23 protein-coding genes are annotated in these 22,562 nt (G+C 59.9%); 12 read left to right on the top strand and 11 right to left on the bottom strand.

What is annotated here, in order from left to right:
• Nucleotides 1-167: 167 nt before the first annotated feature.
• Both ACP7E4_RS28855 and ACP7E4_RS28850 read right to left on the bottom strand, forming a co-directional pair.
• Nucleotides 168-605, bottom strand: coding sequence for a DUF4399 domain-containing protein (locus tag ACP7E4_RS28855; protein WP_426119460.1), 438 nt, complete (start codon nt 603-605; stop codon nt 168-170).
• Between the two features lie 164 nt (nt 606-769).
• Nucleotides 770-1,147 carry a DUF423 domain-containing protein gene (locus tag ACP7E4_RS28850; protein WP_426119458.1) on the bottom strand — a complete coding sequence of 126 codons (378 nt, stop codon included), beginning with the start codon at nt 1,145-1,147 and terminating at the stop codon, nt 770-772.
• A gap of 80 nt (nt 1,148-1,227) precedes the next feature.
• Here ACP7E4_RS28850 and mtgA point away from each other — a divergent pair, with 80 nt between their 5' ends.
• On the top strand, nt 1,228-1,938 hold the full coding sequence (mtgA, locus tag ACP7E4_RS28845) for a monofunctional biosynthetic peptidoglycan transglycosylase (RefSeq protein WP_426119457.1): 711 nt from the start codon (nt 1,228-1,230) through the stop codon (nt 1,936-1,938).
• 256 nt (nt 1,939-2,194) lie between these two features.
• Here the strand turns inward: mtgA and rpoH are convergent, their stop codons facing one another.
• The 4 genes from rpoH to ftsY all read right to left on the bottom strand — a co-directional run bounded on the left by rpoH (nt 2,195) and on the right by ftsY (nt 6,387).
• Entirely contained in the window at nt 2,195-3,049 is an 855-nt protein-coding gene (rpoH, locus tag ACP7E4_RS28840) for an RNA polymerase sigma factor RpoH (RefSeq protein ID WP_020293462.1), read from the bottom strand.
• A gap of 109 nt (nt 3,050-3,158) precedes the next feature.
• Entirely contained in the window at nt 3,159-4,190 is a 1,032-nt protein-coding gene (ftsX, locus tag ACP7E4_RS28835; RefSeq protein ID WP_426119455.1) for a permease-like cell division protein FtsX, read from the bottom strand.
• A complete protein-coding gene (ftsE, locus tag ACP7E4_RS28830; RefSeq protein ID WP_020293460.1) occupies nt 4,187-4,858 on the bottom strand; it encodes a cell division ATP-binding protein FtsE in 672 nt (223 codons plus the stop codon). Before ftsE ends, ftsX begins: the two co-directional genes overlap by 4 nt.
• Complete coding sequence (ftsY, locus tag ACP7E4_RS28825) at nt 4,855-6,387, bottom strand: signal recognition particle-docking protein FtsY (RefSeq protein ID WP_426119453.1); 1,533 nt, start codon at nt 6,385-6,387, stop codon at nt 4,855-4,857. The genes ftsE and ftsY overlap by 4 nt, the downstream gene beginning before the upstream one ends.
• A gap of 267 nt (nt 6,388-6,654) precedes the next feature.
• Here ftsY and ACP7E4_RS28820 point away from each other — a divergent pair, with 267 nt between their 5' ends.
• The 6 genes from ACP7E4_RS28820 (at nt 6,655) to ACP7E4_RS28795 (ending at nt 12,436) form a co-directional block, all read left to right on the top strand.
• Nucleotides 6,655-8,007 carry a M16 family metallopeptidase gene (locus ACP7E4_RS28820; RefSeq protein ID WP_426119451.1) on the top strand — a complete coding sequence of 451 codons (1,353 nt, stop codon included), beginning with the start codon at nt 6,655-6,657 and terminating at the stop codon, nt 8,005-8,007.
• Nucleotides 8,004-9,482 carry a M16 family metallopeptidase gene (locus ACP7E4_RS28815; protein ID WP_426119449.1) on the top strand — a complete coding sequence of 493 codons (1,479 nt, stop codon included), beginning with the start codon at nt 8,004-8,006 and terminating at the stop codon, nt 9,480-9,482. The genes ACP7E4_RS28820 and ACP7E4_RS28815 overlap by 4 nt, the downstream gene beginning before the upstream one ends.
• Nucleotides 9,482-10,066, top strand: coding sequence for a 16S rRNA (guanine(966)-N(2))-methyltransferase RsmD (rsmD, locus tag ACP7E4_RS28810; protein WP_426119447.1), 585 nt, complete (start codon nt 9,482-9,484; stop codon nt 10,064-10,066). The genes ACP7E4_RS28815 and rsmD overlap by 1 nt, the downstream gene beginning before the upstream one ends.
• Before the next feature lie 239 nt (nt 10,067-10,305).
• Entirely contained in the window at nt 10,306-11,322 is a 1,017-nt protein-coding gene (locus tag ACP7E4_RS28805; RefSeq protein ID WP_426119445.1) for a hydrolase, read from the top strand.
• A gap of 74 nt (nt 11,323-11,396) precedes the next feature.
• The gene (locus ACP7E4_RS28800) at nt 11,397-12,125 is read left to right on the top strand and encodes an AzlC family ABC transporter permease (protein ID WP_426119443.1); all 729 of its coding nucleotides are present in this window, start codon (nt 11,397-11,399) and stop codon (nt 12,123-12,125) included.
• Entirely contained in the window at nt 12,122-12,436 is a 315-nt protein-coding gene (locus tag ACP7E4_RS28795) for an AzlD domain-containing protein (protein WP_426119441.1), read from the top strand. Before ACP7E4_RS28800 ends, ACP7E4_RS28795 begins: the two co-directional genes overlap by 4 nt.
• Before the next feature lie 82 nt (nt 12,437-12,518).
• On the opposite strand, the gene ACP7E4_RS28790 is transcribed toward ACP7E4_RS28795, so the two are convergent.
• A complete protein-coding gene (locus ACP7E4_RS28790) occupies nt 12,519-13,376 on the bottom strand; it encodes a sulfurtransferase (protein WP_426119439.1) in 858 nt (285 codons plus the stop codon).
• 52 nt (nt 13,377-13,428) lie between these two features.
• Nucleotides 13,429-14,100, bottom strand: a complete 672-nt coding sequence (locus tag ACP7E4_RS28785; RefSeq protein WP_426119437.1) for a TetR/AcrR family transcriptional regulator — start codon at nt 14,098-14,100, stop codon at nt 13,429-13,431.
• A 195-nt stretch (nt 14,101-14,295) separates the two neighbouring features.
• Between ACP7E4_RS28785 and ACP7E4_RS28780 the strand changes: the two genes are divergently transcribed.
• The 4 genes from ACP7E4_RS28780 to ggt all read left to right on the top strand — a co-directional run bounded on the left by ACP7E4_RS28780 (nt 14,296) and on the right by ggt (nt 18,526).
• A complete protein-coding gene (locus tag ACP7E4_RS28780) occupies nt 14,296-15,696 on the top strand; it encodes a coniferyl aldehyde dehydrogenase (RefSeq protein ID WP_426119468.1) in 1,401 nt (466 codons plus the stop codon).
• 203 nt (nt 15,697-15,899) lie between these two features.
• Nucleotides 15,900-16,379, top strand: coding sequence for a pantetheine-phosphate adenylyltransferase (coaD, locus tag ACP7E4_RS28775; RefSeq protein ID WP_426119435.1), 480 nt, complete (start codon nt 15,900-15,902; stop codon nt 16,377-16,379).
• A gap of 103 nt (nt 16,380-16,482) precedes the next feature.
• Nucleotides 16,483-16,734 carry a YfhL family 4Fe-4S dicluster ferredoxin gene (locus tag ACP7E4_RS28770; RefSeq protein WP_020293448.1) on the top strand — a complete coding sequence of 84 codons (252 nt, stop codon included), beginning with the start codon at nt 16,483-16,485 and terminating at the stop codon, nt 16,732-16,734.
• A gap of 64 nt (nt 16,735-16,798) precedes the next feature.
• Entirely contained in the window at nt 16,799-18,526 is a 1,728-nt protein-coding gene (gene ggt / locus ACP7E4_RS28765) for a gamma-glutamyltransferase (protein ID WP_426119434.1), read from the top strand.
• A gap of 9 nt (nt 18,527-18,535) precedes the next feature.
• On the opposite strand, the gene ACP7E4_RS28760 is transcribed toward ggt, so the two are convergent.
• From ACP7E4_RS28760 to ACP7E4_RS28750, 3 genes are all read right to left on the bottom strand, one after another.
• Nucleotides 18,536-18,874: a multidrug transporter gene (locus ACP7E4_RS28760; RefSeq protein WP_426119433.1), complete on the bottom strand. Its 339-nt coding sequence runs from the start codon at nt 18,872-18,874 to the stop codon at nt 18,536-18,538.
• Nucleotides 18,875-19,096: 222 nt separating this feature from the next.
• On the bottom strand, nt 19,097-19,909 hold the full coding sequence (gene mutM / locus ACP7E4_RS28755) for a bifunctional DNA-formamidopyrimidine glycosylase/DNA-(apurinic or apyrimidinic site) lyase (protein ID WP_426119431.1): 813 nt from the start codon (nt 19,907-19,909) through the stop codon (nt 19,097-19,099).
• A gap of 43 nt (nt 19,910-19,952) precedes the next feature.
• Nucleotides 19,953-20,765: an HDOD domain-containing protein gene (locus tag ACP7E4_RS28750; protein WP_426119467.1), complete on the bottom strand. Its 813-nt coding sequence runs from the start codon at nt 20,763-20,765 to the stop codon at nt 19,953-19,955.
• A 356-nt stretch (nt 20,766-21,121) separates the two neighbouring features.
• On the opposite strand from ACP7E4_RS28750, the gene ACP7E4_RS28745 reads away from it, so the two are divergent.
• A complete protein-coding gene (locus ACP7E4_RS28745; protein ID WP_426119430.1) occupies nt 21,122-22,318 on the top strand; it encodes a class I SAM-dependent rRNA methyltransferase in 1,197 nt (398 codons plus the stop codon).
• Nucleotides 22,319-22,562 lie beyond the last annotated feature (244 nt).

Raw genomic sequence — 22,562 nt, 5'->3', positions numbered from 1 at the left:
TCCAGTAGATGCAAATGCATCGGCTGTACGTCCTATCGCGAATGTTGCGTAGATCCGTTGGAGATTCTATGACTGGGGGCAACCGCCAAGCGCCGCAAATGTATTGCCTGAACCCACGCCTTCCCGGCTAAAGCCGGTCCCACGGAAATGGACTGGTGGCCAAACAGTTATTTCACATTAACCGAAATCGCCTTCGACTCGACCGAAGGGCTGAGCGGGATGTGGCTCTTATCGCCGACGATCAATTGCAGGGTGTGGCGGCCCGGCGGCAAGGTGACCTCGGTTTCGGTCTGGCCTTTGCCGAAGTGGCGGATGTTATCGCTCACCGGTAACGGCGCGTTGAGGTCAGGCTGATCTTTCACGTCAATCAGCAAATGATGGTGACCGGTGTCGGGAACATCCACGCCCGCCGGCGCAACGCCCATGCCTTTGAGACCGAACTGGACCTTGAACGTACCCGGAACGGTGGCGCCGTCCTTGGGCGAGATAATGTAAACCTCGGCGCCCGCGGGCGACGCGGTGTGTGGAACGTCGGCAGCGTTGGCGAGAAGCGAGGCGCTCAGCAAGAGGCCTGTGAGAGCAGTTTTTACCAACAAGGTCTTCATGTTTTCTCCAGATTTTTTATGAGACTCAGCCATCGGACCTCGGATCCGTGGCTTCGGCTCAAGCCGCGCAAGGCTCAAGCATGTTCCTTACCATAGCGCGGCACTGGAGTTATGTTTGACCGAAGTGCCTTTATGTCAGAGATTTCATGTTGCAGCGGCGGCAATCAAACCCCACCCAGACGCCAGGCGGCGAGACCAAGAATCGCCCAGCCAACCAAGAATGCCAGCCCGCCAAACGGCGTAATGATCCCCAGCTTGCTGACTCCGGTAAGCGTCAGCAGATACAGGCTGCCGGAAAACAGCAGGATGCCGATGGCGAACGAGTAACCGGCCAGGGTCATCAAGCGGCCGGGAATCTGCGCCGCGAGCAACGCCACGCCCAGCAACGCCAGCGCATGCACCAATTGATAGAGCACGCCGGTATGAAAAATCGCCAGATATTCAGCGCTTAAACGGTTTTTCAGGCCATGGGCAGCGAATGCGCCAAGGGCCACGCCGGTGAAACCAAAGAAGGCGGCAAGCATTAAAAAGGTACGAAGCATCGAGAACTCCAGTCAAAAATCGTCCAAAGGCGCACGGTCTGTATAATGGCCCGCTCAACGGGTTCGGCCAAGCCATCTCTATGCTGCGTTTAATTGTGCAACGGTTCATCAAAGGTCTGCTCTGGTTTGCAGCGGGCAGCGTCATTCTGGTTTTGATCTTCCGTTTCGTGCCGCCTCCCGGCACTGCACTGATGGTCGAGCGCAAGGTTGAATCTTGGTTCGACGGCCAGCCTATCGACCTGCAACGCGACTGGGAGCCGTGGGAAAAAATCTCCAATAACCTGAAAATTGCCGTGATTGCCGGTGAAGACCAGAAATTCGCCGAGCATTGGGGTTTTGACGTCGGCGCCATTCAGGCGGCCATCAGCCATAACGAGCTTGGCGGTTCGATTCGCGGCGCGAGCACCTTGAGCCAGCAGGTGTCGAAGAACCTGTTCCTGTGGTCCGGCCGCAGCTATGTGCGCAAGGGCCTGGAAGCGTGGTTCACCCTGTTGATCGAGATGCTCTGGTCCAAGGAGCGGATTCTTGAGGTCTACCTGAACAGTGTCGAATGGGATGACGGCGTGTTCGGCGCCCAGGCGGCGGCGCAGCACCACTTCGGTGTCAACGCCAGCGCCCTGTCCACGCAACAGGCGAGCTATCTGGCCGCCGTCCTGCCCAACCCCCGCAAATGGAGCGCAAGCCGCCCGAGCAGCTACGTCCTGCGCCGTGCCGGCTGGATCCGCCAGCAGATGCGCCAGTTGGGCGGGGATGAGTATTTGACCGGTTTGAATCACAGCCGGACGTTTTAAGCCTCGCTTTAAGGGCAAGACTTCAAGCCACACGCTGTTCCATGTGCCAGCACAACCCATGGTTATGCCATTTCCTTGTGGGAGAGGACTTGTCCTCGATGACAGTAATTTCGACACTGCATGCGGGTCAGGCAGATCACGGTCGTCTGGGCTGGCTTTCGAGGACAAGTCCTCTCCCACAAAAACCCTTTTCCAACGAAAATTGCCAGCCCATAAAAAACGCCCCTTTCGGGGCGTCTTTTTGTTCGGCTACCGCTTACGCGGCAATCGACAACTTGAGCTTGTTCATCGCGCTTTTTTCCAGCTGACGAATACGCTCGGCGGAAACGTTGTACTTCTGCGCCAGGTCATGCAGCGTGGCTTTCTCTTCAGCCAGCCAGCGCTGATAGAGAATGTCGCGACTGCGGTCGTCCAGCACTTCCAGTGCCTGATGGAGATTGGCGGTGGAATTGTCGGTCCAGTCGGAATCTTCCAGCTGACGCGCCGGATCGTAACGGTGGTCTTCCAGGTAATTGGAAGGCGACTGGAACGCGCTGTCGTCGTCGGCTTCGGTTGCCGGGTCGAATGCCATGTCGTGACCGGTCAGACGGCTTTCCATCTCGCGCACTTCGCGGGGCTCAACGCCGAGGCTTTCCGCCACGCGATGCACTTCTTCATTGTTCAGCCAGGCCAGACGTTTCTTCTGGCTGCGCAGATTGAAGAACAGCTTGCGCTGCGCCTTGGTGGTCGCAACCTTGACGATGCGCCAGTTACGCAGGATGAACTCGTGAATTTCCGCCTTGATCCAGTGAACAGCGAAGGACACCAGACGCACACCCATTTCCGGGTTGAAGCGCTTCACGGCTTTCATCAGGCCAACGTTGCCTTCCTGGATCAGGTCAGCCTGCGCCAGACCATAGCCGGAATAGCTGCGTGCGATATGCACGACAAAACGCAGGTGGGCGAGGACCATCTGCCGAGCCGCCCCCAAATCCTGCTCATAATACAAACTCTCAGCCAGTTCACGCTCCTGCTCCGGCGTCAGCAAAGGGATGCTGTTCACGGTGTGCACATAGGCTTCCAGGTTTGCGCCTGGGGCTAATGCATATACAGGTTGCAAAGAAGTGGTCATACGAAACGATACCTCCGACACATGACTCGTGCAGTTCAGCACTGCGAAATTGACCGGGAACCGCTAGACAAGTTCCCTAGGCTGAAGAAGTCAATAGATGAAGAAAAATTTACCGAGGTGCCAATTCACTCAAATGGCGTGCTACTGCAATCCACGCACCGATATACCCCAAGAGCACCGCTCCAAGCAAGAGCGAAAGGCCATCTGCGAGCGGAACACCGGCCAGCGCGAAGTCACTTCCATACAGCCCGGCCAGCCCGACAACCGCGTCGTTGAGCCAGTCTAGACCAAAAGCCAGAACCCCCCAGGACAGAAACCCTGCCCCGAGGCCATACAATGCGCCCATATAAAGGAAGGGACGCCGTACATAACTATCGGTGCCGCCAACCAGTTTAATGACCTCGATTTCCGTGCGTCGGTTCTCGATGTGCAGACGAATGGTGTTACCAATCACCAGCAGCAAGGCCAACACCAACAGGACGGTCAGGCCAAACACAAAGCGGTCACCCAGCTTCAGGATTGCCGCCAGACGCTCGACCCAGACCAGATCCAGTTGAGCCTGCTGCACTTTCGGCATTTCCGCCAGACGGGTGCGCAGCGCTTCCAGCGCGGGCTTGTCGACTTCGTTCGGCGTAACCAGCACGACGCCCGGCAACGGGTTTTCCGGCAATTCCTTGAGCGCCTCGCCCAGGCCCGATTGCTGCTGGAACTCGGTCAAAGCCTGCTCGCGGCTGATGTATTCAGCGTCGGCAACCCCCGGCATCAGTTTGATTTCGTCGCGCAGCTTGTCGCCTTCGCTGGCGCTGGCATCGAGCTTGAGGTACAGCGAAATCTGCGCCGCCCGCTGCCAGGAGCCACCCAGACGCTCGACGTTGTTCAACAGCAACGACAAGCCCATCGGCAGACTCAAGGCGATAGCCATGACCAGACAGGTAAAGAAGCTGCCAATCGGCTGCTTGCCCAGACGACGCAAGCTGTCGGCCAGACTGGAGCGATGGCTTTCCAGCCAGGCGTTGAACAGCGTGCCGAAATCCGGTCCGTCGTCATCGTGGCTGTTTTTCTTGGATTTTTTCGGTGGCGTCGGCTCGGCGGCTTTTGGCGCGACGCGATCAGAAACCTTGGGCGAACGTGTGGCACTCATACCCCAGCCTCCCCGTCGCCGATCAAGCGGCCGCGCTGCAAGGTCAACATGCGATGGCGCATGCGGGCGATCAGGGCCAGGTCGTGACTGGCGATCAGCACGCTGGTGCCCAGCCGGTTGATGTCTTCAAACACGCCCATGATTTCCGCCGCCAGGCGTGGATCGAGGTTACCGGTCGGTTCGTCGGCCAGCAGCAAGGCCGGACGATGCACGATGGCGCGGGCGATGCCGACGCGCTGTTGTTGACCGGTAGACAGGTCGCCGGGGTACAAATCGGTCTTGTCCGACAGCGCCACCCGCTCCAGCGCGGAATCGACGCGCTTGTTGATCTCGGCCTTGGACAAGCCAAGAATCTGCAACGGCAAGGCAATGTTGTTGAACACGGTGCGATCAAACAGCAACTGGTGGTTCTGGAACACTACGCCGATCTGCCGACGCAGAAACGGAATCTGCGCCGTGGTGATCTGGCCCAGATCCTGACCGGCCAGCAGCAGTTTGCCCGTGGTCGGCCGCTCCATGGCCAGCAGCAGGCGCAACAAGGTGCTTTTGCCAGCACCGGAGTGACCGGTGACGAACAAGAATTCACCGCGACGTACTCGAAAGCTCAGCTCATGCAAGCCGACGTGTCCGTTCGGATAGCGTTTACCGACCTGTTCGAAACGAATCATGTGCGCTCCCGCTCCGCAAACAGAGCCTGGACAAAGGGTTCGGCTTCAAAGGTGCGCAGGTCATCAATACCTTCGCCCACGCCGATGTAACGAATCGGCAGCCCGAACTGCTTGGCCAGCGCGAAAATCACGCCGCCCTTGGCGGTGCCGTCGAGCTTGGTCAGGGCCAGAGCGGTCAGGGAAACCGTCTGATGGAACTGTTTGGCCTGATTGATGGCGTTCTGGCCAGTGCCGGCATCGAGTACCAACAGCACCTCATGCGGCGCGTCGGCGTCGAGTTTGCCCATCACCCGACGAACCTTTTTCAGTTCTTCCATCAGATTGTCTTTGGTGTGCAGACGCCCGGCGGTGTCAGCGATCAACACGTCGATACCCCGAGCCTTGGCGGCCTGCACGGCATCGAAGATCACCGAAGCGGAATCCGCGCCAGTGTGTTGGGCGATGACTGGAATATTGTTGCGCTCACCCCAGACCTGCAATTGCTCGACAGCCGCTGCACGGAACGTATCGCCCGCAGCCAGCATGACTTTTTTGCCTTCCAGTTGCAGCTTCTTGGCCAGCTTGCCGATGGTCGTGGTCTTGCCCGCGCCATTGACGCCGACGACCAGAATCACGAACGGCCGGCGGCTGCTGTCGATGATCAGCGGCTGTTCAACCGGCTTGAGCAGTGCGGCCAGCTCGGCTTGCAAGGATTTGTACAGCGCGTCGGCGTCGGTCAGCTGCTTGCGCGCGACCTTCTGTGTCAGGCTTTGAATGATCACCCCGGTGGCTTCGACGCCAACGTCGGCGGTCAGCAGGCGGGTTTCGATTTCTTCGAGCAAATCATCGTCGATGACTTTTTTGCCGAGAAACAGGCTGGCCATGCCTTCGCCGAGACTGGCGCTGGTTTTCGACAGGCCTTGCTTGAGGCGGGCAAAGAAACCGGCCTTGGCTGCTTCGGTCACGGGGACGACGGCTGGCAGCGCAGGTTCTGGCTCTGGAGCGACGACAACCGGCGCAATTACCGGCGCTGCAGCAGGTGCGACCGGGACGATCACCGGCGCCACGGCGACAGGCTCTGGCTCTGGCTCTGGCTCTGGCTCTGGGATGATGGTCGACTCGGGCTCGACCATTGGCACGTCAATTCGCGGCTCTGGCTGCGGCGCTGGAGTCGGGACTGGCTGCGGATGGAAGATCACCGGCGGCGCAATCGGCGGCGTGACGTGTGGCTCAAGCTCGTCGATCAGCGCCACCGACTCTTCGGCCACCGGCAAGGTCAGCCACGGCTGGGACTGCGCAGGCGAATTGACCGGCTGCGGCTCAGCGTGGAAAGTCTCGCGCACAGGTTCCGGCGTCGCCGCCGGGACGAACTGCGGCTCAGCGACCAGCGGAGTCGATTCGACAATCGGCTCAGGCGCAGCTGCATCTGTAGGGAGCTCTTGTGGCTGTTCGACTACGGTTTCCTGCGGCTTCTTGCGCAGCCATCCGAACAGGCCTTTCTTCTCGCCAGCCGGGGCTGGGTTCTTCTTGTCGTCGTTGGAACCAAACATGGAGGACGGCTATCTCAAGGTAGCGACGCGCCAGAGCGGCGCCTCTGAAAATTCTGACATGCAAAACAGACTACTTTTGCGACTGCTTGTTCACCCTTCAGCTCTATATACGGGTACCGTACGGACCGATTTGAGCAGGTTTCATCAGATCCGAAACCTTGATGGCTATTTCAGCCGTGGCTCCGGACTCAACGGACCAGTATCCTAACACCCCCGCGCCCGCCGACGCTAAGTTCACGCGGGCCGTCCTACAGGTTCAAATTACGAATGAATGCTTTAGCCCGCCGCGCCGCAGGCCTGCTGCTCAGCACAATTTGTCTGCCCCTGACAGTATTGGCCGCCGACCCGCAACCTACCCATGAATTCATGCTTGATAACGGCCTCAAGGTGGTCGTGCGCGAAGACCACCGCGCGCCGGTGGTGGTTTCGCAGGTCTGGTACAAAGTCGGCTCCAGCTACGAGACGCCCGGCCAGACCGGTTTGTCCCATGCGCTGGAACACATGATGTTCAAAGGCAGCTCCAAAGCCGGACCGGGCGAAGCCTCGCTGATCCTGCGCGATCTGGGCGCCGAAGAAAACGCATTCACCAGCGATGACTACACCGCGTATTACCAGGTGCTGGCCCGCGACCGCCTGAGCGTGGCCTTCGAGCTGGAAGCCGACCGCATGGCCAGTCTCAAGCTGCCGCCTGACGAGTTCAGCCGCGAAATCGAAGTGATCAAGGAAGAGCGTCGCCTGCGCACCGACGACAAGCCGAACGCCAAGGCCTATGAACGCTTCAAGGCCATGGCCTACCCGGCCAGCGGCTATCACACGCCGACCATCGGCTGGATGGCGGACCTGGACCGCATGAAAGTCGAGGAGCTGCGCCACTGGTATGAATCCTGGTACGTGCCGAACAACGCCACCCTGGTGGTGGTCGGTGATGTAAACCCGGAGGAGGTCAAAGCCCTGGCCGAACGCTTCTTCGGGCCGATCCCGCGTCGTGACGTGCCGCCCTCGAAAAAGCCGCTGGAACTGGCAGAGCCCGGCGAACGCCAGATCACGCTGCATGTGCAGACGCAAATGCCGAGCCTGATGTACGGCTTCAACGTGCCGAGCCTGGCCACCGCTGAAGACCCACGCTCGGTCAACGCCTTGCGCCTGATCGCCGCCCTGCTCGACGGCGGCTACAGCGCTCGCATCCCGTCGCGCCTGGAGCGTGGCGAAGAACTGGTCTCCGGTGCTTCGTCCAGCTACGACGCGTTCGCCCGTGGCGACAGTCTGTTCATGATCAGCGCCACACCCAACATGCAGAAGAAAAAATCCCTGGCCAACGTGGAAGCCGGCATCTGGAAACTGCTCAACGAGCTGAAAACCAAGCCGCCTTCTGCTGAAGAGCTGGAGCGAGTCCGCGCTCAAGTTATCGCCGGGCTGGTTTACGAACGCGATTCCATCACCAGTCAGGCCAGCACCATCGGCGAACTGGAAACCGTCGGCCTGTCGTGGAAGTTGATCGACGAAGAGCTGGCCTCGCTGCAAAGCGTCACCCCGGCCGATATCCAGAAAGCCGCGAGCACTTATTTCACCCGTGAGCGCCTCAGCGTTGCGCACATCCTGCCTGAGGAGAAAACAAAATGAGTGAGCGCAACGGCCCACGTAACACGCTGTTTGGTCTGTTGTTGACCACCGGCCTCAGTGTTTTCGCTGCACAAACGGTACTTGCCGAAGATGCAGTCAAAACCGACGCTCCTGCGCAACCTGCCCTGCAATCGCTGAAAGAACTCGACGGCAAGGCACCGGCACGCCGCGCCTTGAACATCCAGACCTGGAAAACCGCCGAAGGCGCGAAAGTCCTGTTCGTCGAAGCCCGCGAGCTGCCGATGTTCGACCTGCGCCTGACCTTCGCCGCTGGCAGCAGTCAGGATCAGGCCACGCCCGGCATTGCCGTGCTCACCAACGCGATGCTCAACGAAGGCGTCAAAGGCAAGGACGTCAGCGCCATCGCCGAAGGTTTCGAAGGTCTGGGCGCTGACTTCAGCAACGGAGCCTATCGCGACATGGCCGTGGCGTCGGTCCGCAGCCTGAGCGTGCCGGATAAGCGCGAACCGGCGCTGAAACTGTTTTCCGAAGTGGTCGGCAAGCCTGCCTTCCCGGCCGATTCGCTGGCGCGGATCAAAAACCAACTGCTGGCCAGCTTCGAATACCAGAAACAGAACCCCGGCGCGCTGGCTGGCAAAGAGCTGTTCAAGCGCCTGTACGGTGATCACCCGTACGGCCATCCAAGCGAAGGCACCGCGCAGACCATCACGCCGATCACGCTGGCGCAGCTCAAGGCCTTCCACGCCAAGGCTTACGCCGCTGGCAACGCGGTAATTGCCTTGGTGGGCGATTTGTCCCGCGACGAAGCGCAAGCCATTGCTGCGCAGGTCTCGGCATCGCTGCCAAAAGGCCCGGCGCTGGCGAAACTGCCTGCACCTGTTGAGCCCAAGGCCGGGGAAACGCACATCGAATTCCCGTCCAAGCAGACTCACTTGATGCTCGCGCAGCTGGGCATCGACCGTAACGATCCGGACTTCGCCGCGCTTTCACTGGGCAATTCGGTGCTCGGCGGTGGTGGTTTCGGTAGCCGCCTGATGACCGAAGTGCGTGAGAAGCGCGGTCTGACCTACGGCATTTCCTCGGGCTTTACCCCGATGCAGGCCCAGGGCCCATTCATGATCGGTTTGCAGACCCGCGCCGAACTGAGCGAAAACACCCTCAAACTGGTGCAGGACATCGTGCGCGACTTCCTCGCCAACGGCCCGACCCAGAAAGAACTCGACGACGCCAAGCGCGAGCTGTCCGGCAGCTTCCCGCTGTCCACCGCGAGCAACTCGGCTATCGTTGGGCAATTGGGCGCCATCGGCTTTTATGATCTGCCGCTGACCTTCCTCGAAGACTTCATGACCCAGTCGCAGGAAGTCACCGTCGAGCAGGTCAAGGCCGCCATGAGCAAACACTTGAGCGCAGACAAGATGGTGATCGTCACTGCCGGGCCGACGGTCCCGCAGAAACCACTGCCGCCACCTACCGAAAAACCCGCAGAACGACCTCTTGGGGTCCCGGAGCATTAATGGCCAATCCACGCCCGAAGGGCCATAACGGCCTGGGCCAACTACGTATCATTGGCGGGCAATGGGGCAGTCGCAAGCTGACTTTCCCTGACGCACCAGGCCTGCGCCCGACGCCGGACCGGGTGCGCGAAACCCTGTTCAACTGGCTGGCGACACACATCGAAGGCGCCCGCGTGCTGGATGTGTTCACCGGCAGCGGCGCGTTGTTTTTTGAAGCGCTGTCCCGTGGCGCGAGCAAGGGCCTGGCCCTGGATAACAGCGCGGCGGCCATCGCCAGCCTGCGTCAGAACCTGACCATGCTGGGTTGCACGACCGGTCAGCTGTCGCATACCGACTCATTGCGTCACCTGGAAACCCAGGCCGCAGAGCCGTTCGACGTCGTGTTCCTCGACCCGCCGTTCCATCAGAACCTGCTGGCCTCGGCCTGCGCCCTGCTGGAATCCCACGGCTGGCTGGCGGAAAACGCCTGGATCTATACCGAAAGCGAAACGCCGCCTTCAACCACCGGCTTGCCGGGTAGCTGGCGGCTGCATCGTGAGAAAAAAGCCGGCCAGGTGTATTACGCGCTGTGGCAGCGCGGTTGACTTGATGTACTGCTCGCAACACTGAGTGGGACCGGCTTCAGCCGGGAAGGCGGGATTCTTGACGACGAATATGCAATGGCTGTATTGCCCTATTCCCGGCTAAAGCCGGTCCCACACAGTCTGCACAGGTCTGAGTCGCCCAGCCTGTCGCAGTACCACTCAGCAATAACCCGCTTACATCGCACCCCACTTGTGGCAACTTACGCTTATCCAGCAACGTCACTTGCCGGAGGACGACTGTGATTTCTCAACTCGCAAATACCTCGTTTACCCACCGCTTCGTCCCTGCCTCGGGCCTGGGCAACCCGCACCTGCAAACTTTGTGGGGACCGCTGTGGCGCAGGGTCAAGCCGATGGAACGTCAGCGCGAGCGGGTCTGGCTGGATGATGGTGATTTCCTGGACCTGGACTGGTACGGCCCGCATCAGCTCGACGCGCCACTGGTGCTGGTGCTGCACGGCCTGACCGGTTCATCGAACTCGCCTTATGTAGCGGGATTGCAACAGGCGTTGGCTCAGGAAGGCTGGGCCAGCGTGGCGTTGAACTGGCGTGGCTGCTCGGGCGAACCCAATCTGCTGTCGCGCAGCTATCACTCCGGCGCCAGCGAAGACCTCGCTTCAGTGGTCGCTCACTTGCGCGCATTGCGTCCATTGGCACCGCTGTATGCCGTCGGTTATTCGCTGGGTGGCAATGTGCTGCTCAAATATCTCGGAGAATCGGGCGCTGACAGCGACCTGCTCGGTGCAGTCGCGGTATCCGTGCCGTTCCGCCTGGATGAATGCGCGGATCGCATCGGCATGGGCTTTTCCAAGGTTTATCAGCGTCACTTCATGCGCGAGATGCTCGCCTATATCCGCGACAAACAGCGCCACTTTCAGCATGAAGGTATGAGTGAGGGTCTGGCGGAGCTGTCGGCGCTGGGCTCGCTGGAAAACATGCGCACTTTCTGGGACTTTGACGGCCGGGTCACTGCGCCGCTAAACGGATTCGTCGATGCCAAGGATTACTACCGGCGCGCTTCCAGTCGCTACTTTCTCGGCCAGATCCGCACACCGACGTTGATCATCCATGCCGAAGACGATCCTTTCGTCTTCAAACACAGCCTGCCCGAGGCCGATGAATTGTCGTCCAGTACGGAATTCGAGCTTCAGGCCAAAGGCGGACATGTGGGGTTTGTCGACGGCTCCCTGAAAAATCCCGGTTATTACCTGGAACGGCGCATTCCGTTGTGGCTGACGACGACACACCGGGGATAACCCGGCGTCGTACTTATCGTTGGAGATTCTGCGTCACGTCCTGAGCTAAGATGCGCGACATAAGGAGGACCCTAATGTCCCGCGCTCAACTTTATCTTCAAGGCCTTCGCGACAGCGTGCCAATGATTGTCGGCATTGTCCCTTTCGGTATCATTTTCGGCACGCTGGCTGGCGTGGCCGGGCTGTCGCTGTGGCAGGCCGTTGGCATGTCGATGTTTGTCTACGCGGGCTCTGCGCAATTCATTGTGATCAGCCTGATGGGTGCCAGTGCTGGCGCGGTGGTTATCCTTCTGACGACCTTCATCGTCAATCTGCGCCACGTGCTGTACAGCGCTACCTTGCAGCCGCAAGTGTCCGGGTTGCCGCAACGCTGGCGATTGTTGCTGGCGTTCTGGCTCACCGATGAAACCTTCGCCGTGGTGCAACGCTTTTACCTCGTCCACGACCGCACGCCGCTGGCGCATTGGTATTGGCTGGGCGTGGCCAGCGCGCTGTACGCCAGTTGGGTGCTCAGTTCACTGGTCGGCGTGTTGTTCGGCCAGGCCGTGCCGGATATGGCCGGCTGGGGACTGGAATTCGCCATGCTCGCCACCTTCATCGGCATTGTCGTGCCGCTCTTGCGCAACAAACCGCAAGTTGCCGCAGCGGTTGCGGCCGGAGCGGTGGCCCTGATGACTTACGCCTGGCCCTACAAACTTGGCCTGATGGCGGCAGCGTTCAGCGGCATTGCGGTGGGCGTGATTCTGGAGCGACGGCAGGCAGCGGCCGGTCATGAAAGTACGACGAAGGAGGTTCGTTCATGAGTTATTGGTGGCTGATCTTCGCGATGGCGGCGATCACGTTTCTCATGCGCTACAGCCTGTTCGCCTGGCCGAACCTGCGCTTCCCGCCCGTGGTGCGCCAAGGCCTGCATTACGTACCGACCGCCGTCCTGACGGCGATTGTCGTTCCCGGCATGTTGCTGCCCGACGGCACTCATTGGCAGCTGAGCCTGGATAACGCTTATCTGCTGGCGGGACTGGCCTCCATTGCCATCGCCGCGCTAAGCCGCAATCTGCTGGCAACCATTGGCGGCGGGCTGTTGGTGTTTTTCCTGCTGCGCTGGATTTTGTAGGAGCCAACTTGTTGGCGAGGAGTGTGTCAGGACGCTTCGCGAGCAAGCTCGCTCCCACACAAGTTCGCTCCAGCAGATACTTTTACGCGGCGCCAGTCGCCACTTCCCGGGCTGGATCAGTAATCCACTCGCTCCACGATCCGGCGTACAACTTCCCCAGCGGATAACCGGCCAGGCACAGCGCGAACAGGTTGTGGCAGGCGGTTACGCCCGAGCCGCAATAGGCGACGAGCTTTTCAGGTGCGCGACCTTGCAGTTTGGCGGCGAAGCGCTGCTTGAGCTGCTCGGGACTCAGAAAGCGTCCGTCCGGCCCGAGGTTTTCGTTGAAGGCCGCACACTGCGCGCCGGGGATGTGCCCGGCAACCGGGTCGATGGGTTCGACCTCGCCCCGGAAACGCGCCTCGGCGCGGGCATCGATCAATGTCATGTCCGGATTGCCCAGCCTCGCTTGCAGGTGCTCGGCGTCGATCAGCAACGACTTGTCCGGCTGTCCGTTGAAATGCCCGACTTTTTTATCCGGTGCATCAAGACTCAACGGCAGGCCCGCCGCATGCCAGGCTTTCAAACCGCCATCGAGAATGAACACGCCGTCGCGCTTGCCCAGCCAGGCCAGCAACCACCAGGCGCGAGCCGCGAAGGCACCGGGACCGTCGTCGTAAAGGACGACATCGCTGTCCGCGTTGACGCCCAGAACCTGCAAACGCTGCACCAGCGTCTGAGCATTCGGCAGCGGATGGCGACCGGTTTTGCCTTTGCTGACCGGCCCGCTGAGGTCGCGCTCCAGGTCTGCAAAACAGGCGCCGGCAATGTGCCCTTCGGCGTAGCTGCGCTGCCCATACTCCGGGTCTTCGAGGGCGAAGCGGCAATCGAGAATTACCAGCCCGCCTTTCTCCTGGCGCTCGGCCAGTTGGAGTGGGCTGATCAGTTGCGCGATAGACATGACTGGCTCCTTAAATTGTTCATTATTTGATCGAAATATGGAAAGCCTTGAATCAAACCGTTTGTGCCAACGCCTCGTGCAGCGGCACATAGAACTCTGAACACAGGGCGCTGACTTCGTCACGTGCTTGAGCAGTGACATAGCCGAACTCCAGCATCAAGACCTGATAAACCCCACGCCGCATGGCGTTTTCGTTCAAGTGACTGCTGTTCTCCCGGGTGGTGCAGAGAAAGCGCACCCAGGACGTCAGAATGATCCAGGTATTGAGGGTCAGCGACTCGATCTGCACCGCATCCATGTCCAGAATGCCAGCCTCGACGAAACCGCCATAGATCGCCATGGCCTGAATCAAACAATGCTGGGAAAAACGCCGGTAGCGGTCGGCAAGCTCCGGATCGGTATCGAGCAAGTGCTCAAGATCGCGATGCAGGAAACGATAGCGCCACATGCCGTCGAGTATTTCCAGCAGGTAATAACGCTTGTCTTCGACCGTTGGCAGACGCCCGCCAGGTGGACGCAGGAAGGTGTTTACCAAGGTTTCATATTCGCTGAACAATTCGGCGATGATCGCCTGCTTATTGGGGAAGTGGTAGTACAGATTGCCCGGCGAAATCTCCATGTGCGCAGCGATGTGATTGGTGCTCACACTGCGCTCGCCCTGCAGATTGAACAGCTCAAGGCTGTTCTGCACGATGCGTTCACGGGTCTTGATGCGTGGGGCCATGCTCAGCTCGGTCGCTCGGGTGTTATTGGAATGAGACGGATGTTAACGCAAGTGCTGCCCGATCGCTGCCTCGCCGGGCTGGTGAATTACTGCACGAGGCACAAATTGACTTTGTAGAGCAACCACTCTAAAACCAGGGCATAACGTCGATAAAGGAAACCGCGCATGTCCGCCGAACCCGCCTGGAAGCACGCAATGCAGCAGCCGCTCAGCGAACTGGATCGGACGCTCGCGCTTCAACGCAAGGCGTTCGCCGCCAATCCCATGCCGACCGCTGGTCAGCGCCGACAATGGCTCAAGAGCCTGCGCGACCTGCTCAGCGCCGAGCGGGAGGCGCTGATCGCAGCCATCAGCAGGGATTTCAGTCACCGCAGTGCCGATGAAACGCTGCTCGCCGAATTGATGCCCTGCCTGACGGGCATCGATGACGCGCGCAAGAATCTGCAGAAATGGATGAAACCTGCGCGGCGCAAAGTCGGCATTGCCTTTCAGCCAGCGTCGGCGAAGGTCGTGTATCAGCCGCTGGGCGTGGTTGGGGTGATCGTGCCGTGGAATTACCCGTTGTTTCTGGCGGTGGGACCGATGATCGGCGCGCTGGCGGCTGGCAATCGGGTGATGCTCAAGCTCAGCGAATCCACACCCGCTACCGGTGAACTGCTCAAGCGGCTGTTTGCGCAGGTTTTCCCGGAAGATCTGGTCGCGGTGGTGCTGGGCGAGGCCGAGGTCGGCATCGAGTTTTCCAGGCTGGCGTTCGATCACTTGCTGTTCACCGGCTCGACCAGTATCGGCAGACAGGTGATGCGCACTGCGGCTGAAAATCTTACGCCGGTGACTCTGGAGCTGGGCGGCAAGTCGCCAGCTATCGTTGCCGATGACGTGCCGCTCAAGGACGCTGCCGAACGGATCGCCTTCGGCAAGACCCTGAACGCCGGGCAAACCTGTGTCGCGCCGGATTACGTGCTGGTGCCGGAAGATCGCGTCGAGGGTTTCGTCGAAGCTTACCGGCAAGCGGTGCTCGGGTTCTATCCGACGCTGACAGATAATCCGGACTACACGGCAATCATCAATCAGCGACAACTGACGCGCCTTACCGGCTACCTCGAAGACGCCACCGCCAAAGGCGCCAGGGTAATTGCGCTGTACGATCAGGGCCAGGACCGGCGCATGCCGTTCAGCCTGTTGCTCAACGTCAGCGACGACATGCTGGTCATGCAGGATGAAATCTTCGGGCCACTACTGCCGATCGTGCCCTACAGCCGCATCGACCAGGCATTTGCCTACATCAATCAGCGCCCTCGCCCGCTGGCCTTGTATTACTTCGGCTACAACAAGGCCGAACAACAACGCGTGCTGGAACAAACCCATTCCGGCGGGGTATGTCTGAACGACACGCTGCTGCACGTCGCCCAGGACGACTTGCCTTTCGGCGGCGTCGGCCCTTCCGGCATGGGCCATTATCATGGACGCGAAGGGTTTCTGACCTTCAGCAAGGCCAAAGGCGTGTTCACCAAGCAGCGTTTCAACGCCGCCCGCCTGATCTATCCGCCCTATGGCAAGGCGATTCAACGGTTGGTTTATTGGTTGTTTATACGATGAGGAGCCCGGTTTTATCACTGTGGGAGCGAGCTTGCTCGCGAAGACAGCCTAGTGTCCGGCGCATCATTTGGGCCTGAAATATTGCCTTCGCGAGCAAGCTCGCTCCCACAGTTTGCCGCGTAACAATCTCCACCGCCGACTTGGCCCATGGGGATTGCTGCGCTACCATCCGACTCCCCAAGGACTCCGACCAGGACGACGCGATGAACCGAGTGTTGTATCCAGGCACCTTCGACCCGATTACCAAGGGCCATTGCGATCTGGTCGAACGCGCCTCGCGCCTGTTCGACCAAGTGGTCATTGCCGTGGCCGCCAGCCCGAAGAAAAACCCGCTTTTCCCTCTGGAGCAGCGCGTTGAGCTGGCTCGCGAGGTCACTAAACACCTGCCGAATGTCGAGGTGGTGGGCTTCTCGACGTTACTCGCCCACTTCGCCAAGGAACAGAACGCGAATATTTTCCTACGTGGACTGCGGGCAGTTTCTGACTTCGAGTACGAGTTTCAGCTGGCGAACATGAACCGCCAATTGGCACCGGACGTGGAAAGCCTGTTTCTTACGCCGTCGGAGCGTTATTCGTTCATATCTTCCACACTGGTCCGCGAAATTGCGGCATTGGGCGGGGATATCACCAAATTTGTGCATCCGGCTGTCGCCCAGGCGCTTACCGAACGTTTCAAGCGCTAAGCTCTTTATCGGCAACGCCAGGGTGCATCGAATCTACTAATGCGGCACAATTCGCCGCATTAGATTTCATATGCCCCGGCGGCGTCCGTGGCAGGAGTGCTTCATGTCCCTGATCATCACTGACGATTGCATTAATTGCGACGTTTGCGAACCCGAGTGCCCGAACGAGGCGATTTCTCAAGGCGAAGAGATCTACGTGATCAATCCGAGCCTGTGTACCGAATGTGTTGGCCATTATGACGAGCCGCAGTGTCAGCAAGTCTGCCCCGTGGATTGCATCCCGCTGGATGAAACCCACGTCGAGAGCAAGGATGAGCTGATGGCCAAATACCTGATTCTAACCAGCAAGGTGTAGTACCGGCATCCGTGTTCTCGCCGAAACCGGGCTGTTCAGCCTGTCGACCAAAAGCGAGCCCCGCATGATTCCAACGCAACAGTTGCAGCACTATTTATCGAGCGCATTATTTGCACTGTGCTTGCTTACCGCACACGTTGTCCTTGCCGCAGATTCGAACCCTTCGGCGCAACACGCCGCCATTGCCAGCCCACACCCTGAAGCCACCGCCGCCGGTCGGGAAGTCATGGTGGCGGGTGGCAACGCCTTCGACGCGGCCGTGGCGGTCAGTGCGGCATTGGCGGTGGTTGAACCTTACGGGTCAGGCTTGGGCGGCGGCGGTTTTTTTCTGCTGCGCCAGAGCGGTGAAAAGCCTCGCTATATTTTTCTCGACGCCCGGGAAAAAGCGCCGCTGAAGGCCACCTACGATCTGTATCGCCGTGACGGCAAAGTGCAGCCCTCTTTGTCGCTCAACGGCCCGTTGGCCGCAGCGATACCCGGTCTGCCCGCAGCGCTGGTCGAGCTGGCCGAACGTTACGGCAAGCTTCCACTGAGCATTTCCATGGCGCCCGCCGTTCGCCTGGCTTATCAAGGCTTTGCGGTCGACTCGATCTATCAGCAGCGCGCCACCGCACGTCTGTCGGCGCTGCGCGACAATCCAGAAAGCGCGCGATTGTTTCTTCGTCGCGGTGAAGTGCCTGCCCTGGGTGAAATCATCAGGCAGCCGGAACTGGGCGTGACGCTGAACCGCCTGGCGGATCGTGGCCGCGAAGGTTTCTATAACGGGCTGACTGCGCAATCGCTGATAAATGGCGTGCGCGCGGCAGGCGGGATCTGGTGCCTGGATGACATGGACCGCTACCGGGTTGCCACGCGCGAACCGCTGCGCTTCAAGCTGGACGAGAAACGCGAGCTGATCAGCGCCCCGCCACCGTCCGCTGGCGGCATTGCCCTGGCCCAAAGCCTGACAATGCTCGGACAATTGCCGTGGCGCGACGCCGACAAGGTGCAGCGCGCCCATTACGTGGTGGAAGTGCTGCGCCGCGCGTATCGCGACAGGGGTTTGCTCGGCGATCCGGATTTTGTCGCCAATCCCATCAACCATTTGCTGGACCGGGAATACCTGACGCAACTGGCCAGCAGCATCGCACCGCGCGATGCCACGCCCAGCAGCAGCCTGCGGCCATCGCCGCTCTGGCGCGAGGGTGAACACACGACGCACTTTGCAACGCTGGACCGCGACGGCAACGCGGTAGCGGCCACCCTATCGGTGAACCTGCCGTTTGGTTCGGCCTTTACGGCGCCGGGCACAGGTGTGGTACTGAACGATGAAATGGACGATTTTGCCGCCGACCCGCAAGGCAGCAATGCTTATGGGCTAGCGGGCAGTCAGGCCAACTCCATTGCCGCAGGCAAGCGGCCGCTGTCGAGCATGAGCCCGAGCTTCATTGAAAGTCCGACTGAGTTCACGGCTTTCGGTACTCCCGGCGGCAGCCGAATCCCGAGCATGGTGTTGCTGTCGATGCTGCAATATCTGGACGGCCAACCCATCGCGACCTGGCCCGCAGTGCCGCGCTATCACCATCAGTATCTGCCGGACGTCATCGAACACGAACCGGGCGCGTTCAGCACCGGAGAAATTATTGATCTGCAGGCGCGCGGCTATACGCTCAAGGACATCAAGCATGTCTATGGCAATCAACAGGTGGTGTTCTGGCACAAGGACAGCGGCAAGGTCGAAGCTGCGAGTGATCCTCGCGGCCTGGGCGTTTCCCAGCAATTCGATCCGAAGGTCTGGGAAGTTTCGCCCTGACTTGATGGGTTATTCGCGTTTGTTGTAGCCGTCGCCGGTACAGCCCAGGCAGCGCACGAACGCGGCTTTGCCTGGATCGACGACCAACGCCTTGCCCGCATCGCCAATACCGCCGCCCATTGCGGTAAACGGCAGCGCGATCACAAATAGCCCGGCGCCGACAACGGTCGCCACGATCAATAACGGCCGAGCAATCAGCAGATCGCCGATCATGGCGAATGCCGGGGGATTCTGGATGCTGTAGACCGGATCGCCGCTGCCCTGAGCTTGCGGCTGCGCCAGCGCGGGCATCGCCTGCAATCCGAAGAGCAGCGCCAGAGTGGCGGCAAGGATACGAAACGGCTTCATGGCATGGTCCTTCAGGCGCAGCGGATTGGGATGCCGTTCACTATAAACAGCGATGAGGCTTAAGCAAGAGGCGCAAGTGTTGCGAGGGTTTATCAAACCCTGTCACAGGCCTACCCGATTCAGGTAGGACCGGACTTGTCCGGGAAAGCGTCGGGTCAGGCAATGAAGTGCGGCTGGCCTCTTCGGGGACAAGTCCCCTCCTACAGGTCGAGTGTCAATCCGCTAACGCTGGCATTTCGGACAATACACACTCGCCCGCTGCCCCAGCTTGATCTCCCGCAGGGTTGTGCCGCAGACCTTGCACGGCTGGCCGCCGCGACCGTAAGCGAACAGTTCCTGCTGAAAATAGCCCGGCTTGCCGTCGCCACCGGTGAAGTCGCGCAACGTCGTACCGCCACGCTCGATGGCATGGGCCAGGATGCGTTTGATTTCCACGGCAAGCACCAGATACCGCGCCCTGGAAATACTCTTGGCCTCCCGGCGCGGATCGATCCCCGCAGCGAACAACGCTTCCGTCGCGTAAATATTGCCGACGCCAACCACCACGGCGTTATCCATGATGAAGGGCTTCACGGCAATGGACTTGCCACGGGAGCGTTCGAACAGCCGCTCGCCGTCAAACAGATCGGTCAGCGGCTCTGGCCCGAGACGTATCAACAGTTCGTGATTGAGTGGGTCGAGGCTCCAGAGCATCGCCCCGAAACGGCGTGGATCGGTGTAGCGCAGGGCCAGCCCGGATTCCAGCTCGATATCGACGTGCTCATGCTTGAGCGCGGGCAAGCCGACCTCAACCAGACGCAAATTGCCCGACATACCCAAATGGCTGATCAAGGTGCCGACTTCCGCCTGAATCAGCAGGTATTTGGCGCGGCGCTCGACCAGCACGATTTTCTGACCCGACAGGCGCACATCGAGGTCTTCCGGGATCGGCCAGCGCAGGCGTCGATCACGGACGATGACGCGGCTGACCCGCTGACCTTCCAGATGCGGCGCGATGCCTCGGCGGGTGGTTTCGACTTCAGGTAATTCAGGCATGGGCAACTCGGTGGAGCGCGGGTGAAAGGCCGTCAGCGCAACGTCAGTGTGCGGCCAGTTCGCGAATGCTTTCTTTGAGGTTTTCGAAATCGTAATCGGACAGCCCGACGTAATCCAGAATCAGATGCCCGATGGCATTCCATTCATGATCTTCGCTCTGATTGCCCAGCACACGATGGGACGCGCAGATATGCTCGGCCATCTTCAATACCGCCAGGAGATTCTTCAGCGGCGCGTTGCGCCCGGAATCATCCTGGAAAATCGCCAGCGCGTTGTGATGGTTGGCAATCGCGTTGCTGACATGCTCCGGCAAACGCCAGGACTTGGCGGTGAAATAACCCACCACGGCATGGTTGGTACTCAACGCCTCGTTTTCGGTGTCCACCACGCGGATGGTCGGGCTCGCGTTGGCATAGCCTTGCTCAAGCACGTCCATGTAGTTGGGGAAACGCTTGAGCATCAGCGGAATACCGCAATCGTGAAACAGACCCAGCGCGTAGGCTTCGTCCACGGTTTGCGAGCCGATACGCTTGGCCAGCGTCAGACTGGTATTGGCCACGTCCTGCGCCGAATCCCAGAAGCGGTTCAGGGTCACGATGGTTTCGTCGGTCATCTCGCCCCTGATCGACTGGGCGTTGATCAGGTTGATGATGGTGCGGCTGCCCAACAGATTCACGGCGCGCTGGATCGAGGCGATCTTGTTGGTCAGCCCGTAATGCGACGAATTGACGATTTTCAGGAGCGCCCCTGACAAACCGGGATCCTGCGAGATCAGGCGGGAGATCACGCCCAGATCCGGGTCCGGCATGTACTGTTCCATCTGCAAATCCACCATGATTTGCGGCTGCGGCGGCACGCTGATGCCTTGCAAGGCCTGCTGGATTTGCTCGGGGGTTAGCTCTTCGGACATAGGTACGCACTCGGGGGCAGAGCTGGATTCTACTCCCTGACACCTCCAACTCCATAACCACTGATTCATGAGCTTTACAGGTTGGGCGCGTCAAGAATGCGCCAAGCGTGGGTATTCCCCGGCCAACGCATTCAATTCAATGACTAAATGCGTCTGATTCCCGCATTGCGTGAAACAAATTTCATGCGTTACAAAACGTGAGTATCTAAGCCCGGAGTACCGCTAGCCGGTTAATTACCGTCATCTCGGCCCCAGAACGGCATGACGCGCTATAATCCCGCTCTTTTTTCCGGAGCGACGTCATGTCCCTGCCTAGCTTGCGCCTCAAAGCCAACGCCGACCGTCGCCTGCGCGCCGGTCACCTGTGGGTCTACAGCAACGAAATCGACGTAGCCGCGACCCCGCTGAACGGCTTTGCCGCAGGCGATCAAGCCCTGCTGGAAGCCGCCGGCGGCAAACCGCTGGGCATCGTGGCCATGAGCCCCAACAACCTGATCTGCGCCCGCCTGGTTTCGCGCGACATCAAGTTGCCGCTGGACAAGTCGCTGCTGGTGCATCGCATCAACGTCGCGCTGTCGTTGCGTGAGCGTCTGTTCGACAAGCCGTTCTATCGCCTGGTCTTCGGCGACTCCGACCTGCTGCCGGGTCTGGTGGTCGATCGTTTCGGCGACATCCTGGTCGTCCAGCTGGCTTCGGCCACCATGGAAAACCTCAAGGACGACGTCATTGCTGCGCTGGTGCAGGTCCTCAAGCCAAGCGGCATCCTGTTCAAGAATGACTCGGCTGCCCGCGACGCCGAAGGCCTGAATCGCTATGTCGAGACGGTCTTTGGTCTGGTACCGGAGTGGGTCGCGCTGGAAGAGAACGGCGTGAAATTCGAAGCGCCGGTCATGGCCGGGCAGAAAACCGGCTGGTTCTACGACCACCGCATGAACCGTGCGCGCATCGCCCCGTACGTCAAAGGCAAACGCGTTCTGGACTTGTACAGCTACATCGGCGGCTGGGGCATCCAGGCTGCTGCGTTCGGCGCCAGCGACGTGACTTGCGTGGACGCATCCTCGTTCGCCCTGGACGGCGTAGAGCGTAACGCCACGCTGAACGGTTTCGCGGAAAAAATGACCTGCATTGAAGGCGATGTGTTCGAAGCGCTGAAAGAGCTGAAAGCCGGCGAAGAGCGCTTCGACGTGATCATCACTGACCCTCCGGCGTTCATCAAACGCAAGAAAGACATGAAGAACGGCGAAGGCGCGTATCGCCGCCTGAACGAGCAAGCCATGCGTTTGCTCAGCAAGGACGGCATCCTGATCAGCGCTTCGTGCTCGATGCACCTGCCAGAAGATGATCTGCAAAACATCCTCCTGACCAGCGCCCGCCATCTGGATCGCAATATCCAGCTGCTGGAACGCGGCGGCCAGGGCCCGGATCACCCGGTCCACCCGGCCATCGCTGAAACGCGCTACATCAAGAGCATCACGTGCCGGTTGCTGCCTAATAGCTGAGTCGGCTGATAAATCCCGGCCCGCTGCAATGGCGGGCAGGGATGAAAAAGATTTAGTAGGAGCCAACTTGTTGGCGAGGCGGAGTTTCAGGCCCCTTCGCGAGCAAGCTCGCTCCCACACAAGTTTGAAGTGCACCCCAAAAGTTGGACACCCATCCAACCTCTGGGGTGTTTTTCATGAGCAAGTACACAACACAATTCAAGCTGTCCGCCATCGAAGCCTTTCTTGAACGAGGCAGAGGCTT

This window comes from Pseudomonas sp. DSP3-2-3 (assembly GCF_049898225.1).
Classification (GTDB): Bacteria; Pseudomonadota; Gammaproteobacteria; order Pseudomonadales; family Pseudomonadaceae; genus Aquipseudomonas.
Note: the sequence above shows the minus strand (reverse complement) of the source record. Positions and strands in the feature narration are given on the sequence as shown.

Bases quoted from the DNA above. Each gene is read 5' to 3' on its own strand.
- ACP7E4_RS28855 (WP_426119460.1), bottom strand. From the start codon at position 605: ATGAAGACCTTGTTGGTAAAAACTGCTCTCACAGGCCTCTTGCTGAGC.
- ACP7E4_RS28850 (WP_426119458.1), bottom strand. From the start codon at position 1,147: ATGCTTCGTACCTTTTTAATGCTTGCCGCCTTCTTTGGTTTCACCGGC.
- mtgA (WP_426119457.1), top strand. From the start codon at position 1,228: ATGCTGCGTTTAATTGTGCAACGGTTCATCAAAGGTCTGCTCTGGTTT.
- rpoH (WP_020293462.1), bottom strand. From the start codon at position 3,049: ATGACCACTTCTTTGCAACCTGTATATGCATTAGCCCCAGGCGCAAAC.
- ftsX (WP_426119455.1), bottom strand. From the start codon at position 4,190: ATGAGTGCCACACGTTCGCCCAAGGTTTCTGATCGCGTCGCGCCAAAA.
- ftsE (WP_020293460.1), bottom strand. From the start codon at position 4,858: ATGATTCGTTTCGAACAGGTCGGTAAACGCTATCCGAACGGACACGTC.
- ftsY (WP_426119453.1), bottom strand. From the start codon at position 6,387: ATGTTTGGTTCCAACGACGACAAGAAGAACCCAGCCCCGGCTGGCGAG.
- ACP7E4_RS28820 (WP_426119451.1), top strand. From the start codon at position 6,655: ATGAATGCTTTAGCCCGCCGCGCCGCAGGCCTGCTGCTCAGCACAATT.
- ACP7E4_RS28815 (WP_426119449.1), top strand. From the start codon at position 8,004: ATGAGTGAGCGCAACGGCCCACGTAACACGCTGTTTGGTCTGTTGTTG.
- rsmD (WP_426119447.1), top strand. From the start codon at position 9,482: ATGGCCAATCCACGCCCGAAGGGCCATAACGGCCTGGGCCAACTACGT.
- ACP7E4_RS28800 (WP_426119443.1), top strand. From the start codon at position 11,397: ATGTCCCGCGCTCAACTTTATCTTCAAGGCCTTCGCGACAGCGTGCCA.
- ACP7E4_RS28795 (WP_426119441.1), top strand. From the start codon at position 12,122: ATGAGTTATTGGTGGCTGATCTTCGCGATGGCGGCGATCACGTTTCTC.
- ACP7E4_RS28790 (WP_426119439.1), bottom strand. From the start codon at position 13,376: ATGTCTATCGCGCAACTGATCAGCCCACTCCAACTGGCCGAGCGCCAG.
- ACP7E4_RS28785 (WP_426119437.1), bottom strand. From the start codon at position 14,100: ATGGCCCCACGCATCAAGACCCGTGAACGCATCGTGCAGAACAGCCTT.
- ACP7E4_RS28780 (WP_426119468.1), top strand. From the start codon at position 14,296: ATGCAGCAGCCGCTCAGCGAACTGGATCGGACGCTCGCGCTTCAACGC.
- coaD (WP_426119435.1), top strand. From the start codon at position 15,900: ATGAACCGAGTGTTGTATCCAGGCACCTTCGACCCGATTACCAAGGGC.
- ACP7E4_RS28770 (WP_020293448.1), top strand. From the start codon at position 16,483: ATGTCCCTGATCATCACTGACGATTGCATTAATTGCGACGTTTGCGAA.
- ggt (WP_426119434.1), top strand. From the start codon at position 16,799: ATGATTCCAACGCAACAGTTGCAGCACTATTTATCGAGCGCATTATTT.
- ACP7E4_RS28760 (WP_426119433.1), bottom strand. From the start codon at position 18,874: ATGAAGCCGTTTCGTATCCTTGCCGCCACTCTGGCGCTGCTCTTCGGA.
- mutM (WP_426119431.1), bottom strand. From the start codon at position 19,909: ATGCCTGAATTACCTGAAGTCGAAACCACCCGCCGAGGCATCGCGCCG.
- ACP7E4_RS28745 (WP_426119430.1), top strand. From the start codon at position 21,122: ATGTCCCTGCCTAGCTTGCGCCTCAAAGCCAACGCCGACCGTCGCCTG.